16 protein-coding genes and 1 tRNA gene are annotated in these 20,951 nt (G+C 70.9%); 11 read left to right on the top strand and 6 right to left on the bottom strand.

Annotation, left to right across the window (positions count from 1 at the left end):
* The first annotated feature begins 16 nt into the window (after window positions 1-16).
* The 4 genes from WME97_RS00225 to WME97_RS00210 all read left to right on the top strand — a co-directional run bounded on the left by WME97_RS00225 (window position 17) and on the right by WME97_RS00210 (window position 3,663).
* On the top strand, window positions 17-1,405 hold the full coding sequence (locus WME97_RS00225) for a serine/threonine-protein kinase (RefSeq protein WP_437548463.1): 1,389 nt from the start codon (window positions 17-19) through the stop codon (window positions 1,403-1,405).
* Window positions 1,392-2,399, top strand: a complete 1,008-nt coding sequence (locus WME97_RS00220; protein ID WP_437548462.1) for a tetratricopeptide repeat protein — start codon at window positions 1,392-1,394, stop codon at window positions 2,397-2,399. Before WME97_RS00225 ends, WME97_RS00220 begins: the two co-directional genes overlap by 14 nt.
* 129 nt (window positions 2,400-2,528) lie before the next feature.
* Complete coding sequence (locus tag WME97_RS00215; protein ID WP_437548460.1) at window positions 2,529-3,236, top strand: hypothetical protein; 708 nt, start codon at window positions 2,529-2,531, stop codon at window positions 3,234-3,236.
* A 181-nt stretch (window positions 3,237-3,417) separates the two neighbouring features.
* Entirely contained in the window at window positions 3,418-3,663 is a 246-nt protein-coding gene (locus WME97_RS00210) for a hypothetical protein (protein WP_437548459.1), read from the top strand.
* A 109-nt stretch (window positions 3,664-3,772) separates the two neighbouring features.
* Here the strand turns inward: WME97_RS00210 and WME97_RS00205 are convergent, their stop codons facing one another.
* The gene (locus WME97_RS00205) at window positions 3,773-6,487 is read right to left on the bottom strand and encodes a PBP1A family penicillin-binding protein (protein WP_437548457.1); all 2,715 of its coding nucleotides are present in this window, start codon (window positions 6,485-6,487) and stop codon (window positions 3,773-3,775) included.
* 312 nt (window positions 6,488-6,799) lie between these two features.
* A complete protein-coding gene (locus tag WME97_RS00200; protein WP_437548455.1) occupies window positions 6,800-8,005 on the bottom strand; it encodes a serine/threonine-protein kinase in 1,206 nt (401 codons plus the stop codon).
* Window positions 8,006-8,091: 86 nt separating this feature from the next.
* On the opposite strand from WME97_RS00200, the gene pgeF reads away from it, so the two are divergent.
* Window positions 8,092-8,904 carry a peptidoglycan editing factor PgeF gene (gene pgeF / locus WME97_RS00195; RefSeq protein ID WP_437548453.1) on the top strand — a complete coding sequence of 271 codons (813 nt, stop codon included), beginning with the start codon at window positions 8,092-8,094 and terminating at the stop codon, window positions 8,902-8,904.
* Between the two features lie 9 nt (window positions 8,905-8,913).
* Window positions 8,914-10,176, top strand: coding sequence for a bifunctional nucleoside/nucleotide kinase/histidine phosphatase family protein (locus tag WME97_RS00190; protein WP_437548452.1), 1,263 nt, complete (start codon window positions 8,914-8,916; stop codon window positions 10,174-10,176).
* 57 nt (window positions 10,177-10,233) lie between these two features.
* Here the strand turns inward: WME97_RS00190 and WME97_RS00185 are convergent, their stop codons facing one another.
* From WME97_RS00185 to rpoN, 3 genes are all read right to left on the bottom strand, one after another.
* Window positions 10,234-11,232, bottom strand: a complete 999-nt coding sequence (locus tag WME97_RS00185; RefSeq protein ID WP_437548450.1) for a hypothetical protein — start codon at window positions 11,230-11,232, stop codon at window positions 10,234-10,236.
* Between the two features lie 40 nt (window positions 11,233-11,272).
* Window positions 11,273-12,265: a hypothetical protein gene (locus tag WME97_RS00180; protein WP_437548449.1), complete on the bottom strand. Its 993-nt coding sequence runs from the start codon at window positions 12,263-12,265 to the stop codon at window positions 11,273-11,275.
* 62 nt (window positions 12,266-12,327) lie between these two features.
* Window positions 12,328-13,848: an RNA polymerase factor sigma-54 gene (rpoN, locus tag WME97_RS00175; protein WP_437548447.1), complete on the bottom strand. Its 1,521-nt coding sequence runs from the start codon at window positions 13,846-13,848 to the stop codon at window positions 12,328-12,330.
* 344 nt (window positions 13,849-14,192) lie between these two features.
* Here rpoN and WME97_RS00170 point away from each other — a divergent pair, with 344 nt between their 5' ends.
* Window positions 14,193-14,954, top strand: coding sequence for a Crp/Fnr family transcriptional regulator (locus WME97_RS00170; protein WP_437548445.1), 762 nt, complete (start codon window positions 14,193-14,195; stop codon window positions 14,952-14,954).
* On the opposite strand, the gene WME97_RS00165 is transcribed toward WME97_RS00170, so the two are convergent.
* Window positions 14,908-15,630, bottom strand: a complete 723-nt coding sequence (locus WME97_RS00165; protein WP_437548443.1) for a response regulator — start codon at window positions 15,628-15,630, stop codon at window positions 14,908-14,910. The two genes, WME97_RS00170 and WME97_RS00165, sit on opposite strands and share 47 nt — an antisense overlap.
* 457 nt (window positions 15,631-16,087) lie before the next feature.
* On the opposite strand from WME97_RS00165, the gene WME97_RS00160 reads away from it, so the two are divergent.
* The 4 genes from WME97_RS00160 (at window position 16,088) to ybeY (ending at window position 20,919) form a co-directional block, all read left to right on the top strand.
* A tRNA-Leu gene (locus tag WME97_RS00160) sits at window positions 16,088-16,172 on the top strand.
* Between the two features lie 307 nt (window positions 16,173-16,479).
* The gene (secA, locus tag WME97_RS00155) at window positions 16,480-19,515 is read left to right on the top strand and encodes a preprotein translocase subunit SecA (RefSeq protein WP_437548441.1); all 3,036 of its coding nucleotides are present in this window, start codon (window positions 16,480-16,482) and stop codon (window positions 19,513-19,515) included.
* Between the two features lie 137 nt (window positions 19,516-19,652).
* Window positions 19,653-20,303, top strand: a complete 651-nt coding sequence (fsa, locus tag WME97_RS00150; protein ID WP_437548439.1) for a fructose-6-phosphate aldolase — start codon at window positions 19,653-19,655, stop codon at window positions 20,301-20,303.
* A 7-nt stretch (window positions 20,304-20,310) separates the two neighbouring features.
* Window positions 20,311-20,919: an rRNA maturation RNase YbeY gene (ybeY, locus tag WME97_RS00145; protein WP_437548437.1), complete on the top strand. Its 609-nt coding sequence runs from the start codon at window positions 20,311-20,313 to the stop codon at window positions 20,917-20,919.
* Window positions 20,920-20,951: the final 32 nt, after the last annotated feature.

Here is a 20,951-nt window from a genome sequence, read left to right as displayed (position 1 = left end):
CCACTATCCTTCGGGCGTGGACGCCGCCACGCCCCGCATACCGCCGACCGTGCGGATCAGCCCGAGCGCGGCGGCCCGTCAGGCCGGCGCCGACGAGTCGGACATCTGGCAGCACACCCCCGACGAGGTCGTCGACGGCAAATACCGGCTGGTCCGGCCGCTCGGGCGCGGGGGCATGGCCGAGGTCTGGCTCGCCGTGCACGTCACGCTCAAGACCGAGCTCGCCGTGAAGTTCCTCAGCGCCTCGCTGACCGGCGACGCGGAGCGGAGCCGCACCGTCCTGGAGAGGTTCCGGTTCGAGGCCCAGATCTCGGCCCGCCTGAGCGCGCGCACGCGGCACATCGTCGCGGTCCACGACGCAGGGGTCCACGACGACATCCCTTACCTGGTGATGGAGTACATCCCGGGGCGAACGCTGTTCGCCGAGGTGCGCCACAAGGGGCCGATCGATCCGGCGCGCTTCGGGAACATCCTTGATCAGATCGGGGACGCGCTCACCGTGGCGCACGACATGGGCATCGTGCACCGCGACCTGAAGCCTTCGAACGTGATGCTCGTCGACGCGCCCGGCGCGGAGCTGACGGTGAAGGTCGCGGATTTCGGCATCGCCAAGGCGCTGCACGGCGATCTAGGCCTGGATCGGCCGCAGGAGACGGAGGCCGACGTGATGCTGGGCTCGCCGAACTACATGAGCCCGGAGCAGCTCGCCTCGCCGCTCGCGGTCGACGCGCGGGCCGATGTCTGGGCGCTCGGCGTGCTGACCTACGAGGTGCTGACGGACTGGACGCCCTTTCAAGGCAACAGCATCGCGGAGATCATCGTGGCGGTCAGCACCCGCGATTTCGAGCCTGCCACGGAGGTCCGGCGATCGCTTCCCCAGGGGCTCGACGCCTGGTTCTCGCGCGCCCTCGCGAAGGGGCCGGCGCAGCGGTTCGCCTCGATCCGCGAGATGGTCGGGGCCTACCACGCCGCGCTCTCGGCGCCGCCGCCCGAGCGGCCCGCGGAGGTCGCGCCGCCGCGGCGGCCTCGGGTGGCGCCCGCCGTGGCGCTGGCCTGCCTGACCGCGCTCGGGGGGACCGCCGCGCTGGCGGCGCGCCTGCTCGATCGGCCGCGCCTGGAACAGCCGGCGCGGCTCATGGCCCCCGGCGTGCGGGGCGCGCTCCAGGCGGTCGCGCTGCGCTCGCCGCCCCCACCGCAGCAGCCCGCCGCGACCGAGCCGCCGGCCATGGCCGAGCCGCCTGCTTCCGCAGCAGCGCCCGCGCCGCCTGCCTCCGCAGCGCCTGCGCAGCCGCGCTCATCCCAGCGCCGCCCCGGGGCTGACAAGGCCACCCCGCGCGCGACGGCGACCGCCGCGCCCACGGTGCCCCGGCGCCGCAAGGAGATCGACAAGAGTGAGACCTTTTGAGCGACGGCTCATCACGCTCTGCGGCGTCGCCATGCTCGCGGCGGCGCCGGCGCGCGCGCTCGCCATCGGGGCCGAGGAGGACGCGAAGACGCTGTTCGCCCGGGGGCGCGAGCTGCGGAGCACCGGACAGTGCGAGCAGGCGGTCATCGCCTTCCGGAGCGCGCTGGAGATCTACCCCGAGGGGCTCGGCGCGCTCCGGAACATCGCCGAGTGCGAGGAGGAGCTCGGCCGCTATGCCTCGGCGAGGCGAGACTGGTGGGATCTCCGGCGCGCCGCGCTGCAGTCCAACGAGGCGAAGTACGCCGGGTGGAGCGATGACGCCGAGGCCCGCTACCGGGCGCTCGGCGGCAAGGTCGGGACGCTGACCGTCCGGCTGAAAGGCGCCGAGGGGCGGCCGCCGGTCCAGGTGGTGCTGGACGGCAAGCCCCTCGACCCGAGGCTCCTCGGCGTCGAGCTCGAGCGCGATCTCGGCGCCCACACGGTCGAGCTGTTCTACGGCGGCGCCGCGCCCATCGCGGAGCGCGCCAACCTCACGCCTGGCGCCCGTCAGGTCGTGACGCTGACCGTGCCCGCGCCGCTCCCGGGGCGCGACGCGCTCTCCGCGCCGAGCGCCTCCGGCACGCCGGCCAGCGGCATTCGCATGGGCGGCTACGTCGCGCTCGGCGTCGGCGGCGCTGGCGCGATCGCGACCGTCGTGGCGCTGGCCGTGCGCGCCGGCGCGCTGTCCGCGGTCGAGGAGGGGTGCTCCCCCGCCGGCGGAGGCGCCTACGAGTGCCCGCCGTCGCTCCAGGGCGACTACGACACGGGCAAGACCGCCTCGACGCTCGCCGGCGTCTTCGCCGGCGTCGGCCTCGTCGGGATCGGCGCCGGCGTCACGCTGCTCCTGCTGAGCCCTTCCGAGCCCACGGCGCCGGCCTCTGGCAAACCGGCGGCAGAGCTCGTCCTCACGCCAGCGCCGGGCGGCCTCGGCTCGCGCCTGCTCGTGAGGTTCTGAGGTCCGGCGATCGGACGCGGCCGGCGCCGCGACACGGCAGCGTGGGAGCGCGCGTCGCTGAGCTTGTCTTTCCGCACCCGGGCGCTACCCCATGATCGAGGCGAGGGCGCGCGAGGCGGGGAGGTCGAGATGAGCTCACAGCGAAACAAGATCCTTGGTTCGATTGCAGGGAGCGGCGCGGTCGCCGTCCGCGGGGCGGCGGAGGCGCTGTTCTCGGCGGCGGGCAAGAGGCTCCTCGACGACGGCGCGCGGGAGGGCCTGCGGCGCGTGATGGTCGAGAACACCACGGCGGTCGTGGACGCGCTCGCGCCCGGGCTCTCGCTGGGAGCGCAGACGGCGGCGAAGATCATCGGGGATCAGGGCGGAACGCAGGCCGCCGCGATCGTCGCGCAGGCAGCGGGGCGGCACGCGGGCCAGGCCGCGCTCACCGACGGCGTCTCGGCCGCGGTCGCGAAGGGGCTGGCCCGCGAGGCGATGAGGGCCGCGGGCCGGGAGGTCCTGAAGGGCGCGGGCAAGGCGGCCGGTATCGGGTTCGTGATCGACGGCGCCTTCGGTGCCTACGAGGGCGTCACGGCCTACCAGCGAGGCGAGATGACGAGGAAGGAAGCGCTCGCGCACGCGGCGCAGGAGGCCTCGACAGGCGCGATGGCGACCGGCGCCGGCGTGCTGCTCGCGGCGGGCCTCGTCGCGGTGACCGGCGGCGCCGCGGCGCCTCTCGTCTTCGCGGTCGGCGCTGGCGGCGCGATCGGCGCGAAGCAGGTCCTGCGGCGGCTCGTCGGCCGGGTGTCCTCGAAGGTCCTGGCCCGTAACGTCGGTGACGAAGGCCAGGTGGGATGACGCCACGAAGGTGGCGTGTATCCCGGCCAGCGCGCTCACCGACTCGGCCTCTCTTTGCGCGCGGCCCTGCGTTCCTCTCGTGCATCGTCCCCGCAGCGCCCATGTGGCAATTGCCTTCCGTGCCTTTCGGTACCGAGTTCCCGGCCGGCCGGACGGCATGTGTTGGTTTCGAGAGCTCTTCATGGCGGAGGATGGCTATCGAGGGAACTACCTTCGAGGCGTGACGCTGGACGGGCAGATCTTCGATTTCGCGCGCAACGCGCGGAGCATCAGAGAGCTCTCCGGCGTGTGTTTCTCGCCCGACGGCAAGGCGCTCTTCGTGAACATGCAGGAGGACGGCCTCACGCTGGCGGTCATGGGCCCATTCCCCGAGGTGGGCGCCGGCGCCACGATCCGAGCGAGCATGTCGGCGCCTGGCGCCGGGTAGGGCGGCGGCCGGTCCGAGCGCCTGGAGCACCGGGCGGAGTGGACTCTCTCCTTCCGCCTCAGCCTCCCTGTCCCTCTCGCCGATCAGGGCGCTCGTGCGCCCGCGCCGCTCAGAACGGCGGCGGCGCCGTCTCGCCGGCCGGCAGCGGGCCCGGCTCCGGCGCGTGCTCCGACTCGACCGGCGCTGGCGCGGCCCCTGGCTCTACCGGCCGCGGCCCCTCGCCTGCCGCCGGCGGGGTTCCCGGCTGCTCGGCTGGCGTCCCGCCGTCCGCCGGCTCCGCGCCCGCGTCCGCCTCGGGGACCTGCGCCTCCTCGGTCGGCTCCGTCCCGGCGACGAACACCTCCTCGATGGCGTCTTCCTGCCCCTCGCGCGCGAGGAGACCCGTCAGCGGATCGATCTTCACGCGCACGACGCCGCTCGGCACCGGGAAATCGGCGGCCGGGCGCTTCGCGTGCGCCTGCTTCATGAAATCCACGAACGCCGGCAGCGCCGCCATGGCGCCCGTCTCGCCGCTGCCGAGCGGCGCCGCGTCGTCGTAGCCGGTCCACACGGCGCACGCGATGTCGGTCGAGTAGCCCACGAACCAGGTGTCCTTCGACTGGTTCGTCGTCCCCGTCTTGCCGGCGATCGGCCGCCCCAGCGAGCGCGCCTGCCTGGCGGTCCCGCTCTGCACGACCGACGTCAGCACGCTCGTGAGCACATAGGCCTCCGCCTCCTCCATCACGCGGTGCCCCGGACGGCGTGGCGGCAGCGGGATCTCCACCCCGCCGGGCCCGACGATCTTCGTGATCAGGACCGGCTGCTCGTGGACGCCGCCCGCGGCGATGCTCGCGTACGCGGCGGCCATCTCGCGCGGCGTGACCTCGTAGGCGCCGAGGGCGAGCGACAGGTCTGCGCCGAGCTTCGACTGGACGCCGAGCGCGCCGGCGAAGGCGACCACGTTCGAGGCGCCGACGCGCGACAGCGCCGACACCGCGGCCACGTTCACGCTGTGCGCCGCCGCCTCCCGGAGCCGCGCCGGCGACTTCCCCTCGCTCTCGTCGTAGTTCTGCGGCTTGTACCCGGCGATGGACAGCGGATCGGTGTCGAGGATCGTCGCCGGCGTCAGCGTGCGCGCGTGGATGCCGTAGCCGTAGACGAACGCCTTGAACGTCGACCCTGGCTGCCGCCGCGCGAACGTCGCCCGGTCGAGCCCGCCGCGCATCGCCTCGTAGCTGCCGACGAGGGCGACGATCTCGCGCGTCCGCACGTCGATCGCGACGAGCGCCCCCTCGGGTCCGAGCTCGAGCCGCAGCGGCACCGGGGCCGCGGGCTTCCCCGGTTTGCCAGCGGGCGCGGCGCGCCCTGCCTCTCCGGCGGCGTCCTCGTCCTCTTCCTGGCCTGCGGCGGCCGCTTCGACGACCGGCTCCGGCGCGGGGCCGATCAGGCTGACGCGCACCACCTTGTCGACGTCGGCGAACTTGCTCGGCGGGAGCCCGCTCGGGTTGTACCGCTGCGCGCCGCGGAGCGTGACCGTGCCTTCCAGCGTGCCCACGCGCACCGAGAGCGTCCCTCGGGCGTCGTCGGCGCCCGTCACGACCCCCCGGAAGACCTTGTGGCCGGCGGGCGTCCCATCGAAGGCCGGCGGCTCTTTCTTGCTCCGCGCGAGCGGGCCGAGCAGCTTGTGCCGCTTCGCGTAGGCGTCGAGGTTCTTGCGGACGGACGCGCGCGCCGCCGCCTGCATCGCCGGATCGATCGTGGTCGTGATCGTGTAGCCGCCTTGCTGCGCGGCGGGCCCGACGAGCTCGCGCAGCACGCGCTGCGCCTCGGCGACCACCTCGGGCGCGAGCTCGGCGAGCGATTCGGTCTCGATGGCGAGCACGACCGGCTCCTGCTTCGCCTGCGCCACCTGGATCTCGTCCGCGAAGGCCTTGCGCTGCATCTGATCGAGCACGAAGTCCCGCCGCGCCGCGGCGCGCTCGAGGTTCACCCGCGGCGAGTACACAGACGGCCCCTTCACGATGGCGACGAGCAGCGCGGCCTCGGCGAGCGTCACGTCGCGCACGCTCTTCCCGAAGTAGTAGCGGCTCGCCTCCTCGACCCCGTAGCGGCCGTGGCCGAAGTAGATCTTGTTGAGGTAGAGCTCCAGGATCTCGTCCTTGGTGAGCTCCTGCTCGATCTTGCGGGCGAGGATGATCTCGCGCGCCTTGCGGTTGAAGGTCCGATCCGGCGTGAGCAGGACGTTCTTCACGACCTGCTGCGTGATGGTGCTCGCGCCCTGCCGGGCCCGGGTCGAGCGGAGGTTCACCGCGAGCGCGCGGAGCATGCCGAGATAGTTCAGCCCTGCGTGCTCGTAGAAGCCTGCGTCCTCGGCCGCGAGCGCGGCCAGCTTCACCTGGCTCGGGATCTCGCCGATGCGCACCACGGTGCGCCGCTCGGTGAAGACCTCGCCGAGGCGCGTCCCGTCGCGCGCCAGGATGCGCGTCACCTGCGGGGGCCGGTAGTCCTTGAGCTCGTGGGTCGAGGGGAGATCCGCCTCGTAGTGCCGGATGACGAGCGCGATCGTGGCGGCGGCGAGGACGAGCAGGGCCGCGAGCGCGATCCCGATGCGCTTCGCCCACGTCGCGATCCTGGGGCCTCTCTCCTGCGGGGGCGCGCCGTCTGGCTGGCTGGGCAAGCGCTTCGCGCCCTCGATGTGCGGCGCGCTCGCCGGCCGCGTTGCCCCGCTGATCCGCTCCGGCGGCTCGCTCCCTCGCCCCGGCGGCCCCGACCGCCGCGCCGGCGGCTCCGACGCCTGACGCAGCGGATCCGACGCCTGACGCAGCGGATCCGACGCTCGACGCAACGGGTCCGATGCCTGACGCAGCGGATCCGAGGCTCGACGCAACGGGTCCGATGCCTGACGCAGCGGATCCGACGCCTGACGCAGCGGATCCGATGCCTGACGCAGCGGATCCGACGCCCGATCCGGCGCATCGGTCTTCCTGACCGGATCGTTCTCGTTTCCCCCTGGGTTCCGTGATTGCTCCGAGGCCATGACGCCGTCCCCGTGAACGCTGGCGCAGGCGATGCGCATCCAGAGCGCCCGGCGCGCCGGCGCGGCGACGCTAGCACGCCCGCGGAGGCCCGCCTCGATCCGGGGCGCGCTCGCGGAGGATCAGCCCTGGAACAGCCGCATGGCCACGATGGTGATCAGGATGCCTGCGATCAGGCAGCCCGCCGCGATGCCGACGAGGAGCAGCGGCTTCGCCTCCGCCTTGGCCGGCGCCTTGCTGGGCGGCTTGGCGAGGGGCGCCGGCGCGGGCGCTGGCTTCGCGGACGGCGCCGGCGGCTGCTGGACCATCTTCACCGTCTTCGCGGGCGACTTGAACGCGGATGGCGCGGACGACTTGTTCGCCTGGAGCGCGGCGGCGTGCTGCTTCGACGCTTGCTCGAGCACCGCGTTCGCCTTCTTCGGCATCATCGCCGTGTAGCCCTTGCCCGCGCCGCCCGCGAACGGCTTGAGCGCGTCCGCGAACTCCGCGGCCGACTCGAACCGATCTTCGGGCCGCTTCTCGAGCGCCTTGGCGAGCACCGCGCTGAGCCCCGGCGGAAACTGCTTCCCGGGGACGCGGTCATCGAGCGGGATCGGGTTCCTCGTTACGTGGTGCTGGATGTACTCCATGGGCGTGCGCGCCTCGAACGGCAGCTTGCCCGTGAGCACCTCGTACAGGATGGTCGCGAGCGAGTAGATGTCGCTCCGCGCGTCGAGCACCTTGCCCTGCGCTTGCTCGGGCGACATGAACTCCGGCGTCCCGAAGACCATGCCCTCCTGCGTGAGCATCACCGACCCCGGCCTGAGCTCGCGCTCCGTCACCTTCGCGAGGCCGAAGTCGAGCACCTTCGGGTAGTCCTTCAGCCCGCCGTTGGTCGACAGGAAGATGTTCTCGGGCTTGAGATCGCGGTGCACGATCCCCTGGATGTGCGCCTCCTGCAGCGCGCCGCAGACCTGGATGAGGACAGGGATCGCGCGCTCGACGGGCAGCGGCCCTTCCTTGCGGACCACCTGGTTCAGGTTCTTGCCCTCCAGGTACTCCATCACGATGTACAGCGAGCCGTCCTCGAGCTCGCCGTAGAGCAGCACCTTGACCGTGTTCGGGTGCGTGAGGTGGCTCATCGCCCGCGCCTCGCGGCGGAAGCGGGAGACGAGATCCTTCCGGTTCGCGAGCTTGGGGTGGAGGATCTTCACCGCCACCATCCGGTTCATCGCCGGCTGCGCGGCCTTGTAGACCGACCCCATACCGCCGGAGCCGATCTTCTGAAGGATCTGGAACTGCCCTCCGAGCAGATCTCGACCGATATTCGGGTCCGGACCGGCAGCCATGCGTGGAGCCGGAAAATACCACGCAACCCACCCGTATCGTCTATGACCGAAGCAGCCGACGCAGCGGATCCCGCCGTGGAGCCAAAATGACCGTAAAAATTGACGCCCCCGGGGCCGCCGAGGCGCTCGAGAGCCCGCTCCTCGCCGCCGCCGGCTTTTCGCACGCCTTCTTCACGCGGCGCGGCGGCGTCAGCGCCCCCCCGTGGGACACCCTGAGCTTCGCCATCGCCCTCGGCGACGACCCCGCCGCCGTCCGGGAGAACCTGGAGCGCGCCGCGCGGCGCCTCGGCATCCCGGCCGCTCGGCTCTATTTCCTCAGCCAGGTCCACGGCGTCGAGGCGCGGGTCCTCACCGGTGAGGAGAATCGCGACGACGTCGTCCGCGAGGTGGGGGACGTGACCCTCTCGCGTGTACCCGGCGTCGGCTGCGGTGTCCGCAGCGCCGACTGCGCCCCGATCCTCCTCGCCGATCGCCGGACCGGCGCCGTCGCCGCGGTCCACAGCGGCTGGCGTGGGACCGTCCGCCGGGTCGTGGTCGAGGCGGCCCGCGCGCTCCGCTCGCTCGCCGGCCCCGGCGCGGATCTCGTCGCGGCCATCGGCCCGCACATCGAGGCCTGCTGCTTCGAGGTCGGTGACGACGTCGCCGCCGATCTCGCCGCGTCCTCCAGCGCGGGCGCCGCCGCCGTCGTCCGCGGGGCGCCCGGCGCGCGCCCGCACGTCGACGTCCGCCGCATCCTCAAGGCCCAGCTCACCGAGGTCGGCCTGGACGCGGCCTCGGTCGAGGACGTCCCTGGCTGCACCGCGTGTGACCCCGCCCGCTTCTTCTCGTACCGGCGCGACGGACAGCGCAGCGGCCGCCTGCTCTCCGTCATCGTCGCCGGCCGTACCGTCATCGGCTAGAACGCTCCCATGGTCTCGCTCGCGCGTGACTCCTCGCCGATCGTGCTCGCCATGGTGGGCCTGCCCGCCCGCGGGAAGACGTCCATCGCCCGCAAGATCGCGCGGTACCTGTCGTGGCTCGGCCACCCCACGCGGCTCTTCAACGTGGGCAACTACCGCCGCGCGCACCTCGGCACCGCGCAGCCGCACCAGTTCTTCGATCCCAACAACACCGAGGGGCGCCAGGCGCTCCTCGGCATGGCGATGACCGCCCTCGACGACCTCATCGGCTGGCTCAGCTCCGGCGGCGAGGTGGCGATCTACGACGCCACGAACAGCACGCGCGCTCGCCGGAACCTCGTCACCGAGCGCTGCCAGGCGCACGGCTTCCCGGTCGTCTTCATCGAGTCGATCTGCAACGAAGAGTCGATCATCGAGACCAACGTCCGCGAGACGAAGCTCCGCTCGCCGGACTACCAGGGCGTCGACCCGGAGGCGGCGCTGCGCGACTTCCGCGCGCGCATCGCGCACTACGCCCGCGCGTACGAGCCGCTCGGCGAGCCGGAGCGGAGCTACATCAAGATCATCGACGTCGGCCGCCAGGTCGTGCTGAACCGCATCCACGGCTACCTGCCGGCGCGCCTCGTCCCGCTCTTGATGAACATGCACCTCACGCCGCACCCGATCTGGCTGACGCGCCACGGGGAGAGCGTGTTCAACGAGAAGGGGCTGCTCGGCGGCGACTCGGATCTCAGCGCGCGCGGCGACGAGTACGCGAAGAACCTCTCCGCGTTCATCCGCGAGCGCGCCGGCGACGAGCACGTCAACGTCTGGACGAGCACGCTGCGCCGCACCATCCAGACCGCGCGCCCGATGACGCAGAACCACGTCGCCTGGCGCGCCCTCGACGAGATCGACGCGGGCGTCTGCGAGGGCATGACGTACGAGGAGATCCGCCAGCAGATGCCCGAGGTCTTCCACGCGCGCGCGGCCGACAAGTTCCGCTACCGCTACCCGCGCGGCGAGTCGTACGAGGACGTCATCCAGCGCCTCGACCCGCTGATCATCCAGCTCGAGCGCCAGCGCTCGCCCGTGCTCGTGATCGGCCACCAGGCGGTGCTGCGCGCGCTCTACGCCTACCTCGTGGATCGCCCCGCGCCCTCGTGCCCCACGCTGCCGATCCCGCTGCACACCGTCATCGAGCTGACCCCGACGGCGTATGCCTGCGAGGAGCGCCGCTTCCAGCTCGCGCCCGCCGTCCAGGGCGGCGACTCGAGCACCGCGCACCCCTGAGCCAGGCAGCGCGCCGTGCTGGAGGTGCGCGCCGCGCTGCGGCGGGGCCGCGCCGGCTCAGCGATCCCGGCTGAGCAGCTTGCGGAGGAGCTCCAGCGGGTGGAACGGCAGCATCGCGGCCATGTCGCTGTCGGTGCCGGCCCGCTCGAGCACCGCCCGCACCGCTGGCGCCACGATCCCCATCGGATCGATCCGCTCCACGAGCGCGCGGAGCGCGCTGAGCGCCGCGCGCCCCGCGTCGATCCCGAGCGGGATGGCGAGGGCCGCCGGCACCGGCGCGAGGATCACGTCGCGCACCGCCACCGCCCTGGCCCAGGCGCCCGGGCTCGGGTCGACCTCGAGCTGCCGGATGGTCTCCGCCTCCGCGAAGCAGCCGAGCGACAGCTCCCCTGCCCGCTCCTCGATGGCGCGCGAGAGGTGCCGGTAGTCGCGCCGCCAGTCGCCCGCGAGCAGCCCCATGTCCTCCCGCACCTCGTCCGGCCCGAGGATCAGGCTGATCCCGCGGGCGTCGCGGCGGAGCGCGACGCTCGTCCAGAGCTCCCCGCCCTCGAACAGGCCGATCACCACCGTCTTGCCGACCCCTGCGAGCGACTCCAGCGTGCCGCGCACGACGCCCGCCGAGGGCATCGGCACGCCGCGCAGCCTCGCCGGCCAGAGATCGATTCTCCCTGCGAGGAGCTCCTCGCGCGCGAGCTGCAGCAGCAGGAGCGACTGGCCGATGAGATCGTCACCGCGCCGCACCCGCGCCCCGAACCGCTCCACGATGGCCTCGAGGACACCCGCCTCGAGCACGGCGGCCCAGCTCGCGTGGTGGCTCGCGGCGAGCTCCTCCGCGGAGAGCGGGAGGGCGCGCTGCGCGTCATCGATCCGGAGCCGGCCCGCGTCCGTGTGCACGAGCTTTCTCAGCTTGCCGCCCGCGTGGACAGCGACGACGCCGCCGCGCGGCCGGCCTACCTCGCGCTCGTCGATGCCCGCGCGCCTGGGCCGGAACAACGACAGCACGCGAACCCAGTCGGTCGCGGTGAACCCCTCGAAGCGGACGTCGGGCGAGAGCACGGGGCGAGCCTACCGCCGGCGCGCTCCGTGCGCGAGCCAGCTACGCCCCCCACCAGAGCATCTCGTGCACCTGGCTCTCGCCGCGGACGGGCACGATCACCCGGATCTTCTGGCCCTCGATCTGGACCACGTGGGCGGGGAAGCTGTCCGCCGGGTAGTAAAGCGACTTCACGAAGCCGTTCGCGTCGAGCCAGAGCAGGTGCACCCCGTCCGCGGTCGCCCCGTGCATGAGGAGCATCCGCCCGCCGCCGAGCAGCGCGAACTCCATGCTCTTGAAGCCCAGCTCCTCGAAGCGCTCCGGGGACGGGAAATCGTCGCCCACGGATCTGAGCTCCGGCAGGTGCGCGCGGAGGTGCTTGTAGAGCGTGTCGTAACGGACCTTCGCGAGCTTCGGGATCCGCCGGTCGCCCGCGGCGAGGATCGGCAGCCGCTCCGCGTCGAACGTCGGCACCTCCACGTGGGTGCGGTAGCGATCCACGAGCCTGCCGCGGCCGATCTCCTCGTCGCTGAGCGCCTTGAGCCACCACTGGAAGATCGCGAGGTCGCCCGTCCCTGCGCTCGACTCGAGCCGGACCAGCGACTCCCACAGGGGCCTCCGGACCTGCCATTTTCCGCCGTGATTCTTGACGACGCACGCCCCGACGTAGAGCGCCCCGTGCGTCACGAGGGTGACGAGCATGGGAGGCTCTCCGCCTCCGCTCGCCGCCGACGCGCCGCTCGATCCGCGCGCATCGGAAGGGCCGCCTGCCGGCGCGAGCCAGGCGTCGCGTCGCTCGCGCGTCAGCGCCGCGCCCAGCCGGTGGACCGACGCATCGGAGAAGTCGAGCCCGAGGTCGGGCGCGCCGAACGCCGCGGGCGCGAGGCGGGCGAACACCTCCGCTGCGTGGTCGAGCTGGGCCAGGATCGACGGGTTTCCAGCCGGGTTCGCGTCCGTGGAGCGCGCGCCTGCCAGGTCGGCGAGCGCGTCGGGCGGGTAGTGCGGCGCGAAGAAGCGCTCGAAGATCTGGGCGGCCGTGATCGGTTCGGCGGGCATGGCTCGGGGCCGTGAGGATCGGCGTGGCAGAGGGGCGGGCGACCGCGGCCGGCCGCCGCGGCTCAGAACATCTTCTTGCGCTTCGACGAGCTCAGGATGCCGAGCATCTCGCGGTACTTGGCCACGGTGCGGCGGGCGATCTTGATGCCGTCCGTCTCCTCGAGGATCTTGACGATCGCCTGGTCGCTGTAGGGATTCGACTTGTCCTCGGCCACGATGATCTTCTTGATCGCCTGCTTGACGCTCTCGGAGGCGATGTCTTCGTCGGCGACCCTGTGGATGGATGAGTTGAAGAAGTACTTCAGCTCGAAGAGCCCCTGGGGCGTGTGCACGTACTTGTTCGACGTCACGCGGGAGATGGTCGACTCGTGCATGCCGACCGACTCGGCGACGTCCCTGAGGATCATGGGCTTCAGGTAGCCCACGCCGCGCTCCAGGAACTCGCGCTGCTTCTCGACGATGCACTCGGTCACCTTGATGATCGTGCGCCGCCGCTGCTCGATGGCCCGGATCAGCCACTGCGCGCTCCGGAGCTTCTCGCTGATGAACTCCTTCGCCTTCGGGTCCCTGAGCATCCGCTGGGCGAGGTTCTCGTTGATGTAGAGCCGCTGGAGCCCCTTGTCGTTGTCGGTGACGACGAACTGGGTGCCGTCCTTGATGACGTACACGTCCGGGGTGATGGCGATGGTCTTCTCGTCGACCTCGGCGAAGTTGCGCGCCGGCACGCTCTCCAGCTTCTGGATCTCCTGGACCGCGTCGTAGACCTCCTCCAGCGGGATCTTCAGCGCCTTCGCGATCGCGGGGAAGTTGCGCCGCTCCACGTTGTGGAGGTGGTCCTTGATGATGGCCATCTCGATGTCGTCGAAGCCGAGCACCTCGGCCTGCACCCGCAGGCACTCCGACAGGTCGCGGGCCGCGACCCCGACCGGATCGAAGCGCTGGATCATCGACAGCACCTCCTCGGCGTCCTCGGGGTGGAGCTCCGCCTCCCGCGCCAGGTCCACGAGGCTGATGTCGGGCCCCTTCGTGCCGTCCGGACGTTCGCCCCCCTTGAGGTCGAGGTACCCCTTCTCGTCGAGGTTGCCGATGACGAGCAGCGCGAACTGCCGCTCGTTCTCGACGAAATCGCTCATCTGGAGCTGCCAGAGCAGGTGGTCACGCAGGTTCGACGGCTTGGTCAGGTTCTGGTCGATCGGCGGCAGCTCCTCGAAGCCGCCCCGGTGCGCGGGCATGGCCTGCTGGAGCTGCCTGTTTTCCAGGAACTGCTCCCAGTCCACTTCCTTGACCCGCTTCTCCGTCTCGCGCGCCGCGATGTCGGTGTCTCGGTCGAACCGCTCGCCGTTCTCGAGCCGCTGCTCCGTCGGCAGGTCCGCGTTCCTCCCCCGCTGATCCCCCTTGTCGCCGTCCCGCGCCTTCGGGTCGGTCATGTCGTCCGCGAGGACAGGGTTGCCGTCCAGCTCCTTCCTGATCTCGTCGACCAGCTCGAGCCGTGAGAGCTGCAGCAGCCGGATGGCCTGCACCAGCTGCGGGGTCATCACAAGCTGCTGCGACAGCTTGAACTGGAGCTTCATCTCCATGCCCATGAGGAGCTCCTTCTCTCAGTTCGCCGCCAGCGCCACCCGCCGAACGGGGGCCGGGGCATTGCGCGAGGTTCGTGCCATCGAGTGTCTCATTGGTGGCCTCACCCCCAACGTAGCATCGAACGGGGCAGCGGCCCGGGTCTTGCTTTCACGTCTGCACCAAAAAAATAGCGCAGGGCTTGCATCCTACACCGCTGAACATGGTTTCAGCCTTCGCCGCGGTAGATTTTTCGCCCCGCGCGGAGCGCTGCCCGCAGCCAGTTCGGATTGGCCCCCATCTGCCGATCGTTGCACTATCGGCCGCCGATCGGGAGGCTTGAAATCCCGAAAGGTTGGGCGAAGGCGCGATGGGAAAGCCGAAGGTGCGCGGACCTACGCACGGGCACGGGATGGAGGCGGAGGGCGTGCGCGGCGGGGCTTCGCAGGATGTCGAAAAGGAGCGGATCCTGTCTCGCTCACCCCTCGCCTCGCTGGCCTCACCGAGCCGGCGGGCGCTGTTCGAACTCGGCAGGGTCGAGCGGCTCGCGCGCAGGCAGTGCGTTTGCCAGCAGGGCGCGCCGCCGAGGCACCTGTTCCTGATCGGGGCGGGTCGCGTGAAGGTCGAGCGCGTCGCCGACGGTCGGGTGGTTCCGCTCGGGCACCGCGGGCCTGGCGACCTCGTCGGCGAGGGCGCGCTCGCGGGCGCGACGGTCTCGTCCGAAAGCGCGACGGTGCTCGACGAGGGGAACGCGCTCGTGGTGCCGCTCGCCGGTCTCGAGCGGCAGCTCGCCTCCGACGCAGCGCTCCGCGGCGCGCTCGCGGCGGCGCTCGTGGCGCGCAAGCTCGAGACCGAGGCGCGCCTCGGCTCCCTGCTCCTCTGCACGGTCGAAGCGCGCCTGATCGAGTTCCTCCGCGCCGCTGCGCGGCGATGGGGGCAGCCCCACACCGCCGGCCAGCTGGTGTCGGCCCCGTTCACGCACGCGGACATCGCGCTGCTGATCGGGTCCACCCGCGAGACGGTCACCCTGCTGCTCGGCAAGCTGAAGCGCGCCGGCCTGATCGCGTTCGACCGGCGGCGGATCGTCATCCGGGATGGCGAGCACCTCGAGGTGCTCGCCGCGACGGCCTGAGCGTCCGCCCGGAGGTGCCGCTGCGCGGCCTGCGCTGGAGCCGGTACACCGCGGCGCCGTTCGCCTCGATGAAGGTGCGCCGCTCGGCGCGGTGGCCTTCCACGCCTTCCATACCCGCCGCAGCGCCACCCGCCGCAGCACCAGGCGCGCTCGGGCGGCTCCCCTCCAGGTCGGCGCGTTCGCCCTGGACCAGGCGGAGGCGAGGAAAGACCCCGGACTGCGTGGAGGGCCGGGGGCTGAGGTCGACGAAGATCGTGCTGAGCAGCCGACCGAAGGCGTACGGCTTGAGCAGGACCTCGCTGACGTCGTCCGTGCCGTCGCACGAGACCGGCTCGTCGGCACAGAAGATGACCCGCCGGGGCATCGTGCCCTCGCGCCGCAGGCGGCCCAGGATCTCCCGGGCGCCTTTCGTTCCGGGGGCGAGATCGATCAGCGCGACGTCGTAGACGCGCTCGCGGGAGAGGGAGATCGCTTCCTCCAAGGTCGCGGCCGGGCTGACGAGCGCGCCGCGGTTGCAGAGGAGGAGCGCCGTGGCCCTCCGGAGGACATGGTCCTGATCGAGGAGGAGAACGTTCGGTTGGTACGTCATCGGGTATCCCTGCGGCTTGCAGTCGAATTGCGCCGCATCGACGAGGACGGCGATGAGCGCGCCCCCTCCGTCGTTCAGCGGCAGCATCCGCGTCCGCGGACGGTCCCCCCTTCGCAACGCACGTGCCGAAGGCGAGGCGCCGCCGTCGCCTGGGCCTCGTTTCCCCTGTTCTCGGCGGCAACGCGCTCGTTCGAGCGTCGCTGCCGGTGAGGCTGCCCCGCCGACCCCGGGGCCGCCGCTGTGCCCATTTCGCGCTCCCTCCGCAGCGCCTCTCCGCCCCGACGAAGAGCGCCCCCCCACCCTGTCGGCTTACCCACCGCGTCGCTGGCCGTCGGTGGGCGGTTCGTGCGCACGGGCCAGCCCAGGTTTGCGGCCCCGCCAAGGCGGCGCGGTCCGCCGATCCGCCGGTTGCTCCAGGCTCGACGTATCGCGGGCCACATGTCCGGGCCGCTCGCGCTGCCCCGCCCTGACGCGTTCGGCGCAACGCAGCAAACTGATTTTCCCGCTTGATGAGGCTGGCGTAGGGTGCCACAAGCGTCCGCGCGCACGAGTGGCGGAATTGGTATACGCACCGGTTTTAGGTTCCGGCGCCGGGAGGCTTGGGGGTTCGAGTCCCCCCTCGTGCACCACGGCTTGACGCCTCCACCTCGCGACGTGACGCGCCGCCCCGGGGCGCCCCCCTGGTGGCCCGGGACGGTCGTGGTCCGCTGGGCGCGCGGCGCGGGGACGAGCGTTCACCCGCGCGCGGAGCGGGCTCGGACGACGAACGCCTGACGAGGACCCGGGCTGCGGAGCCTCGGGCGGATCGCGTCGGCGGCGTCGTCGACGGCGCGCGCGGTCCTGGAATTGCGCGACGCCCGCGGCGCGACTACGTTCGCGTTCCTCGGCCGGACCCTCTCCTCCCACCTGACCGCCGCGGAGCCAAGGCACCTAAAGATGTTCACTTGGGCGATGAAGAAGATTTTCGGCACCTCGCACGAGCGTGCCATCCGCCGCATGCGACCCCGGGTCGAGGTGATCAGCAGGATGGAGCCGGAGCTGCAGAAGCTCTCGGACGCCCAGCTCCGAGCGAAGACGGCGGAGTTCAAGGAGAAGCTCTCCAACGGGGCGACGCTGGACGACATCCTGGTCCCGGCGTTCGCGGTCTGCCGCGAGGCGTCGAAGCGCGCGCTCAAGATGCGCCATTACGACGTGCAGCTCATCGGCGGCATGGTGCTCCACAACGGCTGCATCGCCGAGATGCGCACCGGCGAGGGCAAGACCCTGGTCGCGACGCTCCCCTGCTATCTGAACGCCCTCGAGGGTAAGGGCGTCCACGTCGTCACGGTGAACGATTACCTGGCGCGGCGCGACGCCGAGTGGATGGGCAAGCTGTACGGCTTCCTCGGCCTGTCGACGGGCGTGGTGGTCAACCAGCAGGGCGACGCCGAGAAGCGCCACGCGTACCGCTGCGACATCACGTACGGCCAGAACAACGAGTTCGGCTTCGACTACCTGCGCGACAACATGAAGTTCTCGGCGCTCGAGTACGCTCAGCGCCCGCTGCACTATGCGATCGTCGACGAGGTCGACTCCATCCTCATCGACGAGGCGCGGACTCCGCTCATCATCAGCGGGCAGGGGGAGCGCTCGAGCGACAAGTACCGCACGATCAACGAGGTCATCCCCCAGCTCCGGAACGAGGAGCACTACACCGTCGACGAGAAGGGGCACTCGGTGACGCTGACCGACGAGGGGGTGGAGACGGCAGAGCGGCTGCTCGCCTCGCTCCAGGTGCTCAAGGGCACGAACCTCTATGATCCGGTGAACCTCGAGACGCTGCACATCCTGAACCAGTGCCTGCGCTCTCACACGCTGTACAAGCGCGATGTCAACTACATGGTACGCGACGGCAAGGTGCTCATCATCGATGAGTTCACCGGCCGCGTCCTCGCGGGCCGTCGGTGGTCGGACGGCCTGCACCAGGCCGTCGAGGCGAAGGAGAACGTCCGGATCCAGGAGGAGAGCCGGACGATGGCGACGATCACCTTCCAGAACCTGTTCCGGCTGTACAAGAAGCTCTCCGGGATGACCGGCACCGCGGACACGGAAGCGGCGGAGTTCCACAGCACGTACAAGCTCGACTGCGTCATCATCCCCACGAACAAGCCGGTGGTCCGCGTCGACTACGAGGATCTCGTCTACAAGACCGAGAAGGAGAAGTTCACGGCGGTCATCAACGAGATCCTCGAGAAGCACGAGCTCGGCCAGCCGATCCTGGTGGGCACGACGAGCGTCGAGAAGAGCACCGCGATCAGCCGGATCCTGACGAAGCGCGGCGTGAAGCACAACGTGCTGAACGCGAAGCACCACGAGAACGAGGCCTACGTGGTCGCGCAGGCGGGCCGCAAAGGGGCCATCACGGTCTCGACGAACATGGCGGGTCGCGGGACGGACATCATCCTGGGCGGCAACGCGGAGATGCTCGCCAAGCTCAAGTTCAAGGAGCAGAACCGCCAGCCCGAGGCGGAGCCCGATGCGTTCGAGGCCCTGGTCGACGAGCTCAAGAAGGAGTGTTCCGCCGAGGGCGACGAGATTCGCGAGCTCGGCGGGCTGTACATCCTGGGCACCGAGCGGCACGAGTCGCGCCGCATCGACAACCAGCTGCGCGGCCGCGCCGGCCGCCAGGGCGACCCCGGGACGTCGAAGTTCTACCTGTCCCTCGAGGACGACCTCATGCGCATCTTCGCCGGGGATCGGGTGAAGAACCTGATGGAGCGGATGGGCATGCCCGACGACGAGCCCATCGAGCACCCGTGGGTGACGAAGAGCGTCGAGAACGCCCAGAAGAAGGTCGAGGAGCGCAACTTCGACATCCGCAAGAACCTGCTCGAGTACGACGACGTGATGAGCGCGCAGCGCAAGACGATCTACGACATGCGCCAGTCGCTGCTCGTCGGCCGTTACTATCCCGAGGTCCTCGACGAGGAGGGGAAGCCGACGGGCGAGAAGCGCGCGATCAAGCCGCTCGCGTCCATCGTGGAGCTCGTCCGCCCGGACGTCGGCTACCTGCTCGGCATGTTCGCGAACGACCCGGTGATGCCGCTCGACGCGGACGGCAACCGGCGCGAGATCGTGCGAAAGGACTTCGAGAAGACGGAGCGGTTCGTCGAGCTCGAGAACATGCAGCGCGAGATCTACACGCGCTGGGGCGTGAAGATCGAGCTCGAGACGCGCGCCGACAAGGCCCTCGAGATCTACGACGAGTGCTCCGAGCTCATGCCCCTGGCGCTCACCGAGCAGCGCGAGCGGCTGCTCGATCTGATGGACCGGATCATCGGCGCGATGGTCGAGGAGTCTTGCCCGGCCCGCAAGCCGCCGGAGGACTGGGACTGGGGCGGCATCTTCCAGGGCTTCCGCGAGCACTTCGGCGTCGAGCTGCCGGACGACATCGCGCACATCGGCGACCAGGAGACGCTGGCGCGGGAGCTCTACGAGCGCGCCGAGAAGGCGTACGAGAAGCGCGAGGAGGAGATCGGCGTCGAGCTGTCGCTGCGCATCTTCCGCCACCTCTACCTGGAGGAGCTCGACAAGGCCTGGGTCGACCACCTGACCGACATGGACCACCTCCGCGACGGCATCGGCCTGCGCGGCTACGGGCAAAAGGACCCGAAGCAGGAGTACAAGAAGGAGGGCTACAACATGTTCGTCAACATGGTGGCCCGCGTCTCCTCGAACGTGGTCACGAAGCTCTTCAGCGTGAACGTCAGGCGCGCCGAGCAGGAAGAGGCGCAGATCGAGGCTGCGGATCGCGAGCGGCACGCCGCGGCGCTGCTCGACGCGGTCGCGCAGCACGACGAGTCCCTCCCGATCGGCGCGAACCCCGCCCCGGCGCTCCCGCAGCCTGCCGTCATGCAGGAGCAGGAGTGCCCCTGCGGCAGCGGCAAGCCGTTCAACAAGTGCCATGGCGGTGAGGACGAGGCGACGGCCTGAGCCGGCGCTCCCTGCCCGCTCCGCCTGACAGCCAGAACGAGGCAGCGAGGGCCCCTGTCAGGCCCTTGCTCCTCGGCATCTGACCCCAGCATGAACACCGCCGAAGGGCCGATCCATCGGTTCCCGGAGGCAGCATCATGAAGGTGTTCATCGATTCAGGGGATATCGCGGAAATCAAGGAAGCGCAGTCGATGGGGGTCATCGACGGCGTCACGACCAACCCGTCGCTCCTCGCCAAGGCCGGCAAGCCGACGAAGCGGGCGATCGCCGAGATCTGCGAGGTGGTCGACGGCCCCATCTCGGCCGAGGTGGTGGCGGTCGAGAAGGACGCGATCCTCCGCGAGGGTCGCGAGCTCGCGAAGATTCACCGGAACGTGGTGGTCAAGGTGCCGCTCATCGACGAGGGGCTCAAGTCCGCCCGGATCTTCGCTTCCGAGGGCATCAAGACGAACGTGACCCTTTGCTTCTCGGCCGCCCAGGCGCTGCTCGCGGCCAAGGCCGGGGCCACGTACGTGTCGCCGTTCGTCGGGCGCGTCGACGACGCCGCGGGGGACGGGATGGATCTCGTCCTGCAGGTCGTGACCATCTTCAGGAACTACGGGCTCTCGACGCAGGTGCTCACCGCGAGCGTGCGGCACCCCGTCCACTTCGTGCAGGCCGCCATGATCGGCTCGCACGCGGCGACGATGCCGCTCAAGGTCATCAAGCAGCTGACCAGGCACCCGCTCACCGACGTCGGGCTCGCGCAGTTCTTGGCAGATGCGAAGAAGATCCCCGAGCTGGTATAGCGATCCCGTGGCCGAGAAGCGCAAGGAGAGCTCGGGGACGACGCGCCGCGGGAGCCGCCCGGCGGCCCCCGCGGTCGTGTCCGTCACGACGCAGGGAGGGCCCTTCAAGGGGGTGTCGACGGCGGTCGTGCGCCGGCGGGCGAGCAAGATGCTCTCCCACCTCGCGTTGCAGGGCGTGGAGCTCTCCGTCGCCCTGGTGAACGATGAGGCCATCCACGAGCTCAACCGCAGCTACCGGCGCAAGGACAAGCCGACCGACGTCCTCGCCTTCCCGATGCTGGACCAGAACGGGGCCGACTCGCGCAGGCGCGGCCGGCGAGGTCCCGTGGATCCGTCGGTATGGCGCGGTCTCCTCGGCGACGTGATCGTCTCGATCGACACGGCCGCGCGGCAGGCCGCCGAGCGCGATCGCCCGCTGCTCGACGAGATCACGATGCTGCTCGGGCACGGCCTGCTCCACCTGCTCGGCTACGACCACAAGACCGACGCAGAAGAACGGGAAATGACGGATTTGACCCGGGAGCTCGAGGCCGCGGCGGCGTCACGAAGCAACAGCAACACTGTAATCAAGCCGCATCGCAGCACCGCGAGGCAAAAGAAGACGGGGGCGCGATGAGTTATCGCTTGCGATGCGAAACCTCGCTTGTT

The organism is Sorangium sp. So ce367, assembly GCF_051520455.1.
GTDB lineage: Bacteria > Myxococcota_A > Polyangia > Polyangiales > Polyangiaceae > Sorangium > Sorangium cellulosum_B.
The sequence above is the reverse complement of the archived record's forward strand: the minus strand, read 5'-3'. Positions and strand labels throughout refer to the sequence as shown.